Raw genomic sequence first — 16,321 nt, 5'->3', positions numbered from 1 at the left:
TTCTATAGTTTGTAAAGTTCTTTGTACCAATTAATCCAACAATCAAGCGTTGAATCCTTTTGAGTGGCCGCTGCATTAATAAAATCTACTGATGTATAATCTGAGAATTTCGGATTATGATCTACAAGAGTTTTATAATCAGTGATTGCTTTATCAAGGGAGTGATTGTCCGGATGCTTAACCACTGAAAAATAAACGTGTTTATATGCTGGTTGATTTGAATCATCCTCAATGCTAAGTCCAAGAATTTGATTTCGCCATAACTGATTCATTCCCCCTCGAAATGGACAAGAAGAGTACGCATTTTGATTACTAAAAAAGGGTAAATGTTTCTCAGTTATCTCCCAATACTTATAACGGCACTTATCATGATAATAACAATAATTTTTATTAATTATAATTTCCAAGAAAGATTTATTGCAATTATGTTTTACTTTATCTTTTCGTCCTTCGCTAGTATATCCACCACATTCAGTAAATTCGGCTTCAGTAAGTTTGTGTTCAATTAACCAAAGACAAAGCTGGTTTTCATTATTGTAGTATGCAATTGCAATATCCGAGTCGGTTCCGGATACTTTTGTTTTATCATTCAAATTGCCGAATCCTTCATCCCAAAATTCAATCCGAAAACCGTTATCAAGTTCATTAATGGCCAATCTGTCAAAATCTGATTTTATCATCTTTAATATTTCATTTGCTTTGGAATGGGTAAGAATTGGAAGAAAGAGATTAACATTAGCAGCTTGAGAGCTTGCCATATGATTAAAAAATTCGTGGACTCTAAATGGATATTTTAAGTAATGAGATAAAAACTTAGATAGTACAGATGGATAAATTATAGGATAACTACTAGTAACTGATGCCGGGAGAATAGCATCATACTCAATTAACTTTCCTTTATGTTTATTCACACCCGGAGAAGGTGTAATATATTTCCATTTCCAATTGATTAAATGAACATACATTCCTAATTGAAAATCATTTAAGTGATTTGGGAGTTTGTATGTTATTCCACTAATTATTTGTTTAAACATATTATACCAGTCTTATTCTTCCAGTTAACAGTTCTTGCATTATACCTTGTTTGATGGCTTTATATTTATCACGTTTCTTCTCGAGAGATTCAATTTCGGAATCCATATCGCATAGAATTTGCGAGATTGCAATTTGTTCATGTAAAAAGGGGAGTATTAATGGAAGAGTTTTCAAATCGTTTAGTCCAATCCTTTTTCTTGTAGAACCAGTACTTGCAGAATCTACAATGGTTCTAAAAGCACGAAAATTCAGATAATAATAGATAAATACTTTGCTAAATCTATTTTTATCAACCGCAAGACGAATTCCATCGGATGACATTAAATAACGCTTTTCATTACTCGGAATAATACAGGCTCTAGCAACAGGGTCACCCATTTTTGAAAGTATAAGTTCACCAGGATATATATTACAGCTAATTAATTCATTAGCTTTTTGAATTGATGTATAAATTTTATAATCATCAATAAAACAGCCATCCCCAATATTTTGCAACTGAATAATTCTGATTCCTTCATTAGTATAATGAGTAGTTTTAAGATTTGACCCAAATGGACCGCCAGTAAAACTCCATTTGATAGTTTTGTCAGCCAGTTCTTGAAATAAAACGATTTTCCACTCACCTCTAAAACCAGGTAAACGTTTTTTGCCGGTTAGGAGTTGCTGCATCGCGCCTTGTTTTATGTTGCGTTTTTTGGCAATGAGTCCATCTAGTGAGTTAATGAGTTCGTCTGTATCACTAAGCGCTTGGGCAATGGTGGTTTGTTCTTCTTTTGTTGGAGGAAGAGGAATTAGTATGGATCTTAAATTACGCGAGTAAATATGTACTACTGCATCTCCTTGTCCAAGTTGAGTTTTTTGCTTTGTTACAATATTATTGTTCAGTAAAAAACAAAGGAATTTTGAATCATAGTCTTTTGGTGAGAGAATAATGATATCACCTCCAGCATATGCTTCAATATTATCTAGAAAAGCAACGCACTTTCCAATTTCTTCAGCGGTTTCTCCAGAACCAGCAAACAGCAAATCACCTTGACTAATTTTTTGACTATCTCTAGCTGTTTCATAATTTATAAATGAATTAAATTTTTTAATGTATTCATTGTGGTGTGTATAAATTTCACCGTACCTTATGCAAGGTAATCCATCAGAAATCACATTATCTTTATTGATTCCCTTTCCCTTTTTAAAAGAACCTAAATCACCTAGTCTTTTTATTTCCCAATCATTAGGAATAATTCCAACTTCCGTTTGTCTATAACCCTCTTTCAATTTCATTTGAAACCCATTTTTTGAATGTGCGCGTTTACTTTCTTTTCAAGTTCTTCAACTTCATTCTTGAGTTTCGGCAAAGGTGTTTGGTAACGTTCGGCAAGTTCTTTAATACGCTGTGTTAATCTTTGTGAGATACGATCCATATCGCTTTTAACATCATTACCAATTGCGGTCATCCATTTATCAGTTACAACCAAATCTTTTATTTCGGTTTCGGTAAGAGCTTTGTATTTTTTTTTGAGCAGTTCCAAAAGTTTTTCTTCTGCTTCTTTAATTTTCCTTTTGAGAACGGCTTCTTTTTCGATAAGTTCAAGTAATGATTTTAAGATTGATAATTCATCTTTTCCATCTTCTTCAGTAGCAATCCCTTTATAAGCGACTTTAGGTTCAGCTGCTTTCCTTATAGGTTCGTTAAGCTCTTCCTTTTCAAGTTCTTTAATTCTTTTTTGCAGACGTGCTTTTGTTACTTTTCCTTTATCAGTTTTCACTTCTGCAAATAGATCGTCTTCTCCACTTTGTTCTTCAATCATTTCTTCCATTTGGCTTGCAAGAGCTTCACGCTCTGATTCAAGATTTTCTATCTCTTCTTTTTCTATAATAAAGTAACGGTTAATTACATACTGTTTAGGAAGCAGATCGCATTCGTATTCTTTTTTCTTTTCATCATAAATAAAATCTGTTTTCCATCCGTCAATAGAAATAAGATAAATATCGTCTTGCATTACCGAAGCCCAGTATTCCATAAGATGCTGATAGATGTCATACTTATCAATAAGCCGAAGATCTGTAAATGATTTTAAAATACCTTCTGAAAGATTGCGAATTATAAGTTTTGGTTTATCACCAATTGCAAGATTTTTAAGAATTGTTTTATTCTTTTTCTTCCAAGTGTTGAAAACATTATCAACTTGTTCTCTGTAAGAGATGAATTCAGGATGGCTGAATATAACTTCTTTAATGTTGCGCTTTGGCACCTCGACTTCGCTCGGTGTGACAGTGCCATTCTTTAGGTTGCTATAACCACTACGAACAGAAGGTTCGAATAATTCTTGTTTGAGGGTGGGATAAACATTCCAGTAATTTTGTAATGCTTCAATATTAGAGTTAGGAATACCGCCTTTAAGATGGGCTTCAATATCTTGAATGTCTTCGGGCTCGGAGCTATCTATATAACGTGGGATGTTAAGATTGAATTCATTCTTTTCTATCTCTACCACCGGAACAATGCGGGAGTATTTTAGAATTTCAATTTTATTATTAAACACATCCACAATTTTGTGAATATCTTGATAACGCAAACGATTTTTGTTGCCATCTTTAATAAATCCTTTGCTAGCATCAATCATAAAAACAGCTTTGCGGTTATCAGCATTTTCTTTATCAATAACTATAATACATGCCGGGATACCAGTACCAAAAAACAAATTTGCAGGAAGGCCGATGATACCTTTGATGTATCCTCTCTGAATAATATTCTTACGAATTTCAGCTTCGGCGTTACCTCTGAACAAAACACCATGAGGTAAAATACAAGCGCCTTTGCCTTTACTTTTGAGTGAGCGAATAATGTGAAGAAGAAATGCGAAGTCGCCATTTTTATTTGGTGGGATACCGTAACCATCAAATCGTTTGTATGGATCGCTGATTGAACCGTCTTGTGCTGTTAATCCGTTTGACCATGATTTATATGAAAATGGCGGATTAGCAACTGCAAAATCAAAAGTCTTAAGACGATTATGTTCATCTAGAAAAAGCGGTGTTGCTAATGTGTTGCCTTGTTTGATTGTTTGAATATCAGAAGCATGATTGTGAAGGACCATATTCATACGTGCAAGAGCTGCAGTTGCAACATCCATCTCTTGACCGAAAAGAGAAATGTTTTTATCAGTTTCGTCTGAAACTTTTAAAAGCAAAGAAGCGGATCCGCATGTGGGATCGTAAACAGTTGTCTGTGCATTCGTAATTTTTGGATTGATTCCAATAACCTTTGCCATAACACGGCTGACTTCTGCGGGAGTGTAAAACTGACCTTTGCTTTTGCCGCTCTGTGTGGCAAAGTTCTTCATCAGGAATTCATAAGCATCACCAAGCAGATCATCACCTTCCGCACGGTTCTTACTAAAATCGAGCGAAGGACTTTCAAATATGGCAATAAGTTTGGTGAGCTTATCAACCATATCTTTACCACTGCCTAATTTTTCCGGATCGTTAAAATTAGCGACATCAATTGTCCCGGTTAGTTTATTGGCTCCGGCAATCTTAGCAATGATCTTTTTGTTGATATCATCGCCAATAGTCGGTTTGCCTTTAAGCGCAACCATATCTTTGAAACTGGCACCTTTAGGGACAGTGATTGGCGCATAAGGAACTCCGGCGTATTTATCAGAGATATACTTAATAAAAAGAATAACCAAGACGTAATCTTTGTATTGCGAGGCATCCATACCACCGCGAAGTTCATCACAGCTTTGCCAGATTGAGCTATATAATTCGCTTTTCTTAATTGCCAATTTTTAGTTCCCTTCTTCTATAAAATATAATCATTGTCTATTATCACCGATTTTTACAACATGTTTATAATTTTCTCTTTGATGATATCCCAAGCATCATTACCATCATAATTTATTTCCGGTCTAATCAATCCGGCAACATCACCATGGAAGGAGTCGTCTTCCAGCTTTTCTTCAAGACTAAGGATAAACTCTTTACTTGAAACCCGCAGCTCGTCATGTTCAAGATATTTATGAAATGTCTTTATGATTTTGGGAATATCTAACTTCCAGTTGAGATTGGCATACCAGAGATCGAAGAGGTCTCTTCCTTTACTTCTCTGAAACAATGCCCGGAGTTTTGTTCCTAGTAATTCTTCAAGAGAGAATGTTTTTATTTTACATTCGCCATTAAACCATTCGTTTTCAATTTTATGATCTACTTCTTGATAACCAAACACCGTGAAGTGTTCACGTGTATTAATTTCTATTTTTAATTTGGGCTTTATGATCGGCTCGAATTCTGTATCAAACCGATAAGTTAGAGTGTTGTTGTGCGCTGATCTTATATATTTGGCATCACCAAGAAACGATAATTTTTCTCTAACAAGTGTAAGTATATCTCCGATTGGTCCGGAATCAGTTTGAACAAGGTCTATATCTTCTGAATAGCGTGGCTGTGGGTGAAAGAACAATTTATGAATAGCTGTTCCGCCACGGAATGCTAAACTTTTGTTTAGATCGGGATCAAAAAAAATTTCTGAAAGAGCACGTTCAATAATTAAATCTTGCTCAACAAGATAATTACTCGTCCAAGGTGAATGTTTAGACCATGCTGTAATATATGGTTTGGGTATCATCTAAAAAGTAATTATGAATTTAGAATTATGATTCATGAATGATAATCTCATTGTTTGCATCCCTCGATAAACTCAGGACGACTTAAAAGTCGGTTTCTATTTTTGTGTTCTCTATTACTTTCCAAATCAAATTAGTTGAAGCCCCATCTTTGTTTGCGGTTGAACTGAGAGGAATCCGAAATACTTTTTTATCTGCCATATGGTTTTTAATTACCGAGGCAAGTTCATTCTTATTCAACACACAATCAAGCAAGTAACCTAACCGCTGGAGTGATGTTAAAGAAAATTTATTTTGTAAAACTTCGGTTAGTTTCTCAGGCGACATTGCTTCGGTTAATTCAAACAATACGGTTGCAACGCGGTTTAATCCACCAACTCTATGCTGGTATTCAACCAGATCAACAGCAGTTAATTCTGCAGAAGAAATATTTATGTAACCAGTTTCAGTTTTTCTTTTCTCTATTCCAACTTGAGGAAGGAGCGATTTAACTACATAATTTATTTTGATACCTTCAACTTTAGTAGACCTAAGAGGCGGCTTGTTTATAAAAACATAAGATTCTTGCGGCTGTTGATGAGCCGCGCCATGGAGAGCCGCTGCAGAAAGAAGTCCTAAATAATAAGGGCGTTCCAAGAACTTGAAAAGAGAGTCAATAAATAATTCCGGAGGAAGAATTTTTCTGTTTGAGTATTCGGGCGGGATTATGACGTAGAACCCTTTTAAGACCGATCTAACTTTATTCTTTTGTGATAACCGTTTTAAGTTGACTTGAATGGCATTATCGGAATAACCAGGGAATTCCTTTCTCAGAATATCGAGAGAAAAGTTGAGTTTACCCTCAGCTTGAATATTTTGGAGGTAAGACTCCAGATAATTATAAATGCGCTCTTTCTGCATGTTTATGGAGTGTTGGTTTGCGAATATGGTCACAATGTGACCTTTATCGCAAATGGTTACTCTAATTGTTTAATTCTTGAATAGAGTTTAAGGTATTTTTTATTAAAAAGGAAGAGAAATCCAGGATAATGCAATTTATTGCATGTGTAGTAAATTCACCTCTGATGAGAATTGCATATTAGAAAAATTGTGGTGAAAATTTAAAAGAAAATTATTATATAACATATCAATTAGTGATAATTTATTACTTGTTTGGGGAATAAACCATATCGAAACTTTCTTCTGCTTAAAGATCGGGACGATGTAAGAAAGCCCTCACTTCTAAGGGCGACTGACTTAATTAATTGTGTGTATAGAATTACTCTCTTAATGTAAGGGGGAAATATGCGCATTGAAAGGTTTTCGTTTACTGCTCTTGAAAAGCAATTAGAAGGAATTGAACTCGATGTGGAAAAGATCGAATTCATCTCCAATGAAATAGTAAGATGCCGGAACGCGATTCAGGATGTAAAATGTGAGGTAAAGAATATAGAGCCCGCCGACATAAAGATATCTGCAAAAACTACAAAACAAGAAACCACCCTAGTTGAGCTAATAAATTCCGATAAGAAGATAAAACAAGCTGTAACAATGGACGCAGTCCAATTATGCGGGGATAAATTATGTGAAGAATATTTTGATTATTTGGAAAGGACTGAAGCGCTCCTAGCGCACCACAGAACAAAACTTGAAGCTAAAGCAAAATGGATGGAATGTTCTAGAAGTGAAAATAATGTTACAAATAAAGTTGATATATCAGAACGAATAGTTTGGCGGAGCGGAAAAGAAAATCTGTTGAAATTATTTGATTGTCTTTATAGGAACGAAATCATTCCCAAGTATTCGAAAGAGGAAATACTTATTCATTTTACGGATGAGAAACAGGAACCGTTATGCAGAGGGTTTCACCATTCAAAAAAGTTTAGTTGGAACGATAGCGATTGTTCCTTTGCAATTTTTGTTGATGAGTTAGCAAAACGTGGTGCGATTGACGACGAGAACAAATTCAAGGTAATTGCAAAGCACTTTGTTAATAAAAAAGGAACGGTTTTTAGAGACCTACCGCAAAAGAAAAATTATACAGAGAACTTTACTCAAACAGGAAATTTGATCAGACGAATTCTTGGAGAGATCAATTTTTCAGTGGTAATATACTTTTATGCTCTTTTATCATCTTTTATGTCTGAGGCATAAAATGCCATAAAAGAAATGAGGGGTGTGCTGAAATCTTTTATCCTCTTTTATGGCTTTGCCATAAAATCGCATAAAAGCCGATAAATTCTTTTTGTTGATTTTCTATTTCATATTACTCATGTAATTATTCAACATGAGGTGTGAGATGAGAAAGCAGAAAGACACTTCGAAGGTTCGACTACCTCTTCGACAAGCTCAGAGCTACGGCTCACCGCAGGCTTCACTCAGCGGGGTTATCCTTCAGAAACTTTCCACACTTGAAAATTTACTCAAGAAAAAAGATGATAAGCCGCTGACGTTCAAAGAGGCGTGCGCTTATCTTGGTTATGCGCCAAGTTATCTTTACAAGTTAACCTACCGAAAAATAATCCCACATTACAAGCCAACAGGCAAAATAATTTTCTTCTCGAAAGCTGAATTGGATGAGTGGATTTACAAAAGCGGATGTCAGAATTCAGAAATCAGCAAACAGAATGACTCCTCGACTTCGCTCGAGGTGACTAAAGAAAATGAACGTGGTTCGACAGTTCGACAAGACTCACTGCAGGCTCAGCTCACCACTAAAGATCCGAATCAGATGGAAATAGGATTTGATGAACAAAAGGGAAGAAGGAATGAAGAAAAGAACAAAAGATTTGATGAAGAAAAAAGCAAAGAAAATGCTTCGTTGAACTCAACACAGGGTCATAAAATTGTTATTGAGTTTCCGCGAAAGAAGAAAAGATAGCAATTAGCTTTTAGCAGGCAGCTCTTAGATGAAGCGGAGTAAAAAATGGAAGAGATATTAAAAAATATTTCTGCTGATGATTTAGAAAAACTCAAGTTGTTGATCTCGATAATGCCAGGACAGGAACCAAAAGAAGTTGTTACGCTGAGGGTATTCAAAGACGAGTATTCCACTCTAATAAAGAATAGCCGTTCAAAAGCTTATTACAATTCAGTGAATATTGCATTAAATCATTTAATTGATTTTTTCGGTATACAACATTCAATCAAGGCAATTCAATTGAAAGATATTGAAGATTTTCTTACTCACCTTCAGCAAAAGGTGAAGAAAGGTCATGTCGTTTACTACCGCAATCTTAAAGCAGCATTTAATAAAGCGAAAGACTGGGGATATATCAAAGAGAATTGCTTCACAAAAGTAAAGCTTCCTAAAAGACAAAAGATGGCACCGATATTCATCAATAGTGATCAGTTGTCGGTTATCCGTGATCAGATAAAAAGCGAAAAAGTAAAAGATTTTGTGATGATAGCGTTTTATACCGGAATGCGTTTGGATGAGATTGTAAATCTAAGATGGAAGAATGTGGATTTGAATGGACGGATTATAACTGTTGGTGATGAAGAGTTTACCACGAAAGGAAGAACACAAAGATTTATTCCGATGAGTGAAGAGGCTCTTAAAATAATTGAGAATTTAGACACTTCGACAAGGCTCAGTGCAGGATTGAGAATCCGCCAAAGGAACGGCGGACAAGTTCAGAATGAAAAACAAAAAAAGATTATTTCGATAAAATCTAGAAATGCTACACATAACTTCGTGTTTTGCAAAGAGAATGGTAAAATGTTTACAGGAAATTATTTCTCGAGAAGATTCAAAGACGCTTGCAAATCTGCGGGAATGGACAATGGAATTCACTTCCACTCTTTAAGACATTCCTTCGCTTCTAATCTTGCCCAGAAAGGTGTTTCGCTTTATACAATAAAAGAACTGCTGGGACATTCGTCTATTTCTACCACTGAAATTTATTCACATTTAAATATGGATTGTTTGAGAGAAGCGGTAAAGAAGCTAGATACTGGAGATAAGATTCTTGATACTGAAGAAAAGCAAAAAAATGAACTAAAGATTTTTAGAATTAATTCCGGAGAGAATAAATAATGCAATTTCTGGAAATGGCAAAAATTTATAAAAATGCTTTTGGATTCAACGTATTACCTATACAAGGTAAACGGCCAACTATTCCTTGGGAAAATTGGCAATTGATTGAACAAACCGAAAATGATGTGGTTAATCTTGGATGGAACGCAAGTGTAACCGGTATCGGCGGAATTTGCGGAATTAATGATTTGAGAAATATTGATTTCGATAAAGTGACAGACCCGAGTATTGTTGATATGATTTGTAAAAGATTAGGATTAGGTGATAAATATTCGTGGACAATAAAAAGTGGTAGCGGAGTTGGTTATCATATCTGGATTAAAGTAAGTGAGAGTGAAAGATTGAAAGAGAGATTGAACGGACCTAAAAGTGTTTACCGGTTATATCTAAAAGATGAAGGATTATGCGATCATATTGAATTGAGATGGGGTCAATCACAAACTGTACTTCCCTATTCGAAACATGAGAGCGGGAACAGATATTTGTTTTTATATGATGAACCAAAAAAACCGCCGGAAGAAATTGATGCTGATGTTTTGATTGAATGCTTGGAAGAGTTTTGCGATTTACAAAAAGAAAAAGAAGTCCTTGAAGTTGGTAAGAGAACATTTGAACCGACAAGTTTTGATAAAGAAAAATTGGAAAGCGCAATTGAGTTTTTAGAGAATAATCTTCCGGTCAATTGTTATGATGATTGGTATAGAATTGGTTTTGGGTTGGTAACGATTGGTGAAGAAGGAAGGAAATATTTTCTGAGGATGAGTCTTGGAAATCAGCACTATCATGATTCTGAATTTGAGATAAATAAAAAGTTTGATGAATTGATGAAGAAATCTGATGGAAGAATAACACTCGGAACGGTTTATCATACTGCCGAAAAATATGGCTGGCAAAAACCGTTTGTAAAGTTCTGGTATATAGAGAATGATAAGACACATATTTCAAAACAGAACTTCAAAAGATTTCTTGAAGAGAATGGCTTCTGTAAATTGCAATTAGAACGAGGATATATTCTGCTGAAGGTTAGTAAGAATATAGTGCGTGAAGTGGAGATTTTTAACATAAAGGATTTTGTTATTGATTATCTAAAGAGATTGGATGATGAACATTTCAAAGAAACTCCTCGAATAAAAGTGATTGATGCCGTGATTAAAGGAGCACCTCAACATTTTGTTCAGACATTTCTTGAGTTTCTGGAAACGAAGAATTTAGAATTTTTACGTGACACAAAGGAGAAAGGTTTTCTCTTTTTCTCAAATTGTTTTGTTGAAATATCCAAAGCAAAGGTAGAGGTAAAGAAGTACGAAGAATTGGAAGGGTTTATATGGGATAGACAGGTTATTCATAAAAGATTCACGGTTGAAAAACGAGAAGCTGAATTTGCAAAGTTTATTCGAAACATATGCAAAGATGATGAGCAAAGAGTTTTCTCTCTGCGGAGTGGAATAGGTTATTTACTTCATAATTACAAAGATTCAACTAACGCAAAAGCAATTATTTTTCTTGATGAGAAGTTGAGTGATGGTGCTGCAGGAAGAAGCGGGAAAGGTTTAGTTGCTCAAGCGATTGGTAAACTTAGAAAGACGATTCGCTTGGATGGCAGAAATTTTAATTTCTCAAAGAGTTTTAGTTTTCAATCGGTTACTCTTGATACCGCAATTATCGAGTTTAATGATGTAACTAAGAGATTTAATTTCGATAAGCTCTTTTCAATTATTACCGATGATATCACAGTTGAAAAGAAAAACCAGAATGAGATCATCATCCCCTTTCATGAATCACCCAAAATTATTATTTCAACAAACTACACTATTGAAGGATCGGACGACTCCACTTTGGATCGTCAATTTGTTGTAGAATTTTCGGACCATTACAACAGAACGAATAGACCGATAGATGAATTCGGCCATAGATTTTTTGATGAATGGAGTAATGAAGAATGGAATTATTTTTTGAATTATATGATCGGTTGCTTACAGCTTTACCTTAGTAAAGGAATGATACAGTGTAATCATATCAACTTGGAAAAGAAAAAGTTGATCAACTCGACTTGTGAGGAATTTGCGGAATATTTTGAAGCATTGGAACTTGGGAAGGAATTCCAGAAGAAAGATTTGTTAGAAAACTTCAGAAGTGAGTATGAAGAATTCGCTGAAATTCAACCGGTAAGATTCTCCAGGTGGTTTAAAGAAGCAGCCAAAATTAGAGGAATTAAGATAACTGAGCGAAAATCAGGTACCGATAGGTATATCAGACTGGGTGAACTACGTGATTTGGACAACTTGGACAGATCATTTTTCGATTAGCTCTCCGAAGTACAAATAAAGTTGTCCAACTTATCCAAAATATAAACTGGGGATAAAATGAAATTAACACCATTGAAAGCGATTAAGAAACATTGTCTTGAATGTTCCGGGTATGAAAAAAAGCAAGTTCGGGAGTGTGCGATTAAGGATTGTGTGCTATTCCCTTTCCGGCAAGGGTCTAACCCAAATCGTAAGGGATGCACAATTACTAAAAATGGCGTTTCAACGAAAGGCTTTGAAAAAGACAGTAGTTATGTATCGGTTGGGTGAGTTTGAGTTGAAAAACGAGCGTTGAAAGGGAAGTTTTTTATACGAAAATAAATATAAAAAACATGCTAAGATGGGTATTATTGATATATAAATTTGCCTATAACCATTTGACAGATATCCATTTATATATTAAGTTCTATTTGAAAAAAGGTAAACCCGCAATGGGGACACAAATTCAAATTATACTTTCTTGTAAACACATTAAAATAATAAGTCGCAAGACTTTATATATATCAAAATATTTTAATCTCGTTTTCCGAATATTCTAATGTATGCGCAACATATGACGGTGTGGGGATAAATGTGATAGTAGATTATAACGTACTAACACGTGAGTTTATTAGATGGATAAATATTCATTTCTATAAGTAAATATCAAAATAATTTCGAATAGCTTTTATGAACGTTTATTAAAGAAAAACTGAATAATAAAAAAGAGACTTAAAACAGTAACAAAAAGAGGTTAATATGAAAAAGTTAATGTTAGTTTTTTTCGTGGGTTTATTCTCTTTTATTCTAATATCATGCTCAAGTACTCCAGACATCAAGAATCCGCCACTTACTGAAAGAATAGAGAAGGAAATACCAATACCATGCGGTGATGAATCCTTTGACGATGATGAAAACTACCGGGACGTAGGCATGTCTGAGGGCAAAGACCGTTCTAAAGTAAGGAATCTTGCTTTTGAGGATGCGCAAGGTATGTTAATGAGAAGATTAATTGGACTAGTTGAACGTGTTACTACAAATTGGCTAGAAGGTGCGAGTTCCAAAGCAGATAATTCAGGTATAGAAAGACTAATAAAAGATAAAATTCAAACTACAATAAGCAAAGTAGTCAATGATGCCTATAAGACATGCGAAAAAAACACAATAGATGACCTTGGAATTTATCACGCATACATTGCCCTAAGAGTACCAAAAGCTATACTAAAAAAAGAGTTGAATAAGCAGATCCAAGCAGAGGAAGAATTAAGAATTAAGTTTAATGAAAAGGAATTTCAAAATTTCTTCGATGAGCAAGTGAAAAAGTATAAAGAGTTTTCTAAGGAGAAATAGAATAATAATTTGTGTGGGATGTACCTTAAATTTCTCAATTACTTGCGGCTTTATTTATGAATAAGTTATTAATACTGATAACGTTATTTTTTACATTTTATGAAAATATTTTCCCTCAGGTACGACCGAATTGGATACAGAACCCTCCATTACAATCGTCAGGTTATGGTACATTTTATTATAAAGTAGCAAGTGCAGAAGATATTGATGCAGCGAGTGCTCGCATTAGTGCTATAGCAACGGCGCTCTATGAAGGTGCATTAAAAATCGGATTGTTCGTAAACTTAGACGAAATAAAAAGTGCTATCAAGAAGAAAGGAATTCCCGGCGCTTCAGTTGATATAAAACTACCCATTAATATTGTCTGTGATTATACTGAATCTCTCTTTACAAAGAGAGGCTACAAAGTTTGGGTATTGTGCCAAGTAGCGGAAAGAGGAAACATTGATCCTAATTTTGAAAATTTTAATGATTGCTATCCGACAACTCTCATTACGGGATTTAATGCTCTATGGCGATCTATTGTTGTGCCAGGATGGGGACAACTTTATAAAAATGATTCATTCAAAGGGATTTCATTTATGGTTGGAAGTATTGGCGGGCTTGCAGGAGGATTAATTTTAAAACAATTGAGTATTGATGCAACTAATAAAGCCCTTTCCGCAAGAACCCAAGCGGTTAGAGATTTTTATAATAATGAATCTAAGAACTATGATACATATAGCAAGATAAGCCTCATTACTGCAGCAGCTTTATACATTTGGAATGTAATTGATGCCGTTGCGGTTAAACAAGATAATTTACACGTCGGTTTAGATAGTAATCAAAATTTGCAAATTTGTTATAGATATAATTTTTAATGTTTTATAAAGAACAAAGTAAACGGAATTTTTATGAAACTTACATGGAAGAACTATAGTTTATATTTTATTGTCTTCATGACTCTTGTATTAATTTTTACATGTAAGCAGGCACCGACTGACGCACCAATTATACAAACACAGATAACCGGAAAAGTAACAGATAGTAAAAACACTCAACCAATAGTAGGTGCACAAATAACTTCAAACCCCGCTACGTCATCTGTAGTTACCGGTAATGATGGTAACTACACAATTCCAGATGTTAAACCGATACAATATACTATTACTGCAAAAAAAGATGGATACAATGATAATACGACAACTGTAACTGTTCTCGATGGAAAAACTGTAAATGCGGATATTCAATTAGTTAAGTTAAGTCCCGAATTGGAAGCATCTCCATCAACCTTAGATTTTGAAACAACAAAAAACGATTTGAGTTTTTTTATTACTAACAAAGGGAAAGTTGGAACTATTACGTGGACGATTACTTCGAATCAACCATGGGTAACAATAACACCGACCTCAGGAACTACAACGACTGAAACGGACCCGATACAAGTTTCGGTTTCACGAAATAATATTGCAATCGGGACTTATACAGCACAAATAAATGTCGTATCGGATGCTGGGGAAAAAATTATAAATGTATTGATGGTAAAACCAGATCCAAACTTACCTCAGTTATCAATTTCACCAACTAGTATTGATTTTGGTTCATCGATTTTAACTTCACAAGTTGAGCTAAAAAATACTGGAATGAGTGTTATGAATTGGACGTCCACAATTAGTAATATTTGGATAAATCTTTCATCAACAAGTGGGAATATAAATGCCGGAGATAAATCTATAATAAATGTTTCCATAAATAAAAGTGGATTGGCGCCGGGTAGTTTTAATGGTACTGTTGTTTTTAATTCTAACGGCGGATCGAAAACTCTAACAATTACTATGATAGTTCCTCCAGGGACAGCTCCGAATGCACCAACATTATTGACACCCAGCGATGGATCAGCAAATCAATTAACATCACCGACTTTAAGTTGGGATACAAGTACCGACGCAACAAGTTATACATTACAAGTATCTCAAAATAACAGTTTCTCCAGTTTTGTTTATAACCAGAATGTTGGGAACGTATTGAGTAAGCAAATAAGCAGTCTAAGCAACTTGCAAACATACTACTGGCGGGTAAGCGCGAGTAATAGTTATGGAACATCTTCCTATTCGAGCACTTGGAGTTTTACGACAATAGTAGCAGGAACCGCCCCTAGTGCACCAATATTATCAGCACCGACAAATAATGCAATTAATATTGCTATTCCACCAACTCTTTACTGGAATGCGAGTGATAAAGCAACCAGCTATACTTTACAGGTATCCACAAGTAGTTCTTTTACAAGTACAGTTTTATCTCTAAGTGGATTTACAGGTCTAAGTTTACAAGTAAGTGGTTTAAACAATTCAACAACATATTATTGGCGTGTTAATGCGACCAATAATTACGGTACTTCCAATTGGTCAAGTACTTGGTCATTCTTTACTAATTGTGTCCCAATAGTTTCTTATCAAGGTAAAATATATAACACTGTACAAATTGGCTACCAATGCTGGTTAAAAGAAAATCTAGATATAGGTACAATGATAAATGGTAGTATTAACCAGATAAATAATGGTACAATAGAAAAGTATTGTTATAACAATGATCCTATAAATTGTGCAACTTATGGAGGATTATATCAATGGAAAGAAGCTATGGAATATAGTGTAACAGAAGGAACTAAAGGAATATGTCCTAATGGATGGCACATTCCAACAAATGCTGAGTTTGAAATATTAAATAAAACAGTAAGCTATGATGCGAAGGCATTATTAGCTAGTGGGCAAGCGAATGGCACAAATGCAAGTGGATTTTCGGCATTACTTGGCGGTTATCGTCATAGTGATAGTTATTTTCTTGATTTAAGCGTTAATGGTATTTTCTGGAGTTCTTCAGAATACAGTAATAGAGGTGATACTTCCTATGCACAAATAGAAGACTTGAGCTTTCTAATCTCTGGGTGGTATAGATTCAATCCGAAAGATTATGGTTATAGTGTTCGATGTTTGAAGGATTAAATAGTGTAAAGTGGAATCCTTCTTAGTACG

Annotated in this window: 12 protein-coding genes; 7 read left to right on the top strand and 5 right to left on the bottom strand. The window is 34.7% G+C overall.

The features are described from left to right. Window positions 1-2: 2 nt before the first annotated feature. The 5 genes from NTX65_11725 to NTX65_11705 all read right to left on the bottom strand — a co-directional run bounded on the left by NTX65_11725 (window position 3) and on the right by NTX65_11705 (window position 6,590). Window positions 3-1,034 (bottom strand): hypothetical protein, encoded by a 1,032-nt coding sequence (locus tag NTX65_11725; GenBank protein MCX6170005.1) that lies wholly within the window; start codon window positions 1,032-1,034, stop codon window positions 3-5. Window position 1,035: 1 nt separating this feature from the next. Further along, on the bottom strand, window positions 1,036-2,313 hold the full coding sequence (locus NTX65_11720) for a restriction endonuclease subunit S (protein MCX6170004.1): 1,278 nt from the start codon (window positions 2,311-2,313) through the stop codon (window positions 1,036-1,038). Beyond that, window positions 2,310-4,820: a type I restriction-modification system subunit M gene (locus tag NTX65_11715; GenBank protein MCX6170003.1), complete on the bottom strand. Its 2,511-nt coding sequence runs from the start codon at window positions 4,818-4,820 to the stop codon at window positions 2,310-2,312. Before NTX65_11715 ends, NTX65_11720 begins: the two co-directional genes overlap by 4 nt. A gap of 53 nt (window positions 4,821-4,873) precedes the next feature. Continuing rightward, window positions 4,874-5,659 (bottom strand): nucleotidyl transferase AbiEii/AbiGii toxin family protein, encoded by a 786-nt coding sequence (locus NTX65_11710; GenBank protein MCX6170002.1) that lies wholly within the window; start codon window positions 5,657-5,659, stop codon window positions 4,874-4,876. Between the two features lie 82 nt (window positions 5,660-5,741). Continuing rightward, the gene (locus NTX65_11705) at window positions 5,742-6,590 is read right to left on the bottom strand and encodes a type IV toxin-antitoxin system AbiEi family antitoxin (GenBank protein MCX6170001.1); all 849 of its coding nucleotides are present in this window, start codon (window positions 6,588-6,590) and stop codon (window positions 5,742-5,744) included. 351 nt (window positions 6,591-6,941) lie between these two features. On the opposite strand from NTX65_11705, the gene NTX65_11700 reads away from it, so the two are divergent. The 7 genes from NTX65_11700 to NTX65_11670 all read left to right on the top strand — a co-directional run bounded on the left by NTX65_11700 (window position 6,942) and on the right by NTX65_11670 (window position 16,291). After that, complete coding sequence (locus NTX65_11700; GenBank protein ID MCX6170000.1) at window positions 6,942-7,790, top strand: hypothetical protein; 849 nt, start codon at window positions 6,942-6,944, stop codon at window positions 7,788-7,790. A gap of 145 nt (window positions 7,791-7,935) precedes the next feature. Then, the gene (locus NTX65_11695; GenBank protein ID MCX6169999.1) at window positions 7,936-8,517 is read left to right on the top strand and encodes a helix-turn-helix domain-containing protein; all 582 of its coding nucleotides are present in this window, start codon (window positions 7,936-7,938) and stop codon (window positions 8,515-8,517) included. Between the two features lie 45 nt (window positions 8,518-8,562). After that, entirely contained in the window at window positions 8,563-9,675 is a 1,113-nt protein-coding gene (locus NTX65_11690) for a tyrosine-type recombinase/integrase (protein MCX6169998.1), read from the top strand. Then, on the top strand, window positions 9,675-11,981 hold the full coding sequence (locus tag NTX65_11685) for a bifunctional DNA primase/polymerase (protein MCX6169997.1): 2,307 nt from the start codon (window positions 9,675-9,677) through the stop codon (window positions 11,979-11,981). Before NTX65_11690 ends, NTX65_11685 begins: the two co-directional genes overlap by 1 nt. Window positions 11,982-12,719: 738 nt before the next feature. Beyond that, complete coding sequence (locus NTX65_11680) at window positions 12,720-13,310, top strand: hypothetical protein (protein ID MCX6169996.1); 591 nt, start codon at window positions 12,720-12,722, stop codon at window positions 13,308-13,310. Between the two features lie 56 nt (window positions 13,311-13,366). Then, the gene (locus NTX65_11675) at window positions 13,367-14,170 is read left to right on the top strand and encodes a DUF5683 domain-containing protein (protein ID MCX6169995.1); all 804 of its coding nucleotides are present in this window, start codon (window positions 13,367-13,369) and stop codon (window positions 14,168-14,170) included. Between the two features lie 33 nt (window positions 14,171-14,203). Further along, window positions 14,204-16,291: a carboxypeptidase regulatory-like domain-containing protein gene (locus NTX65_11670; GenBank protein MCX6169994.1), complete on the top strand. Its 2,088-nt coding sequence runs from the start codon at window positions 14,204-14,206 to the stop codon at window positions 16,289-16,291. Window positions 16,292-16,321 lie beyond the last annotated feature (30 nt).

The organism is Ignavibacteriales bacterium, assembly GCA_026390795.1.
Taxonomy (GTDB): Bacteria; Bacteroidota; Ignavibacteria; order Ignavibacteriales; family Melioribacteraceae; genus Fen-1258.
This window is presented reverse-complemented; position numbering and strand designations above follow the sequence as displayed.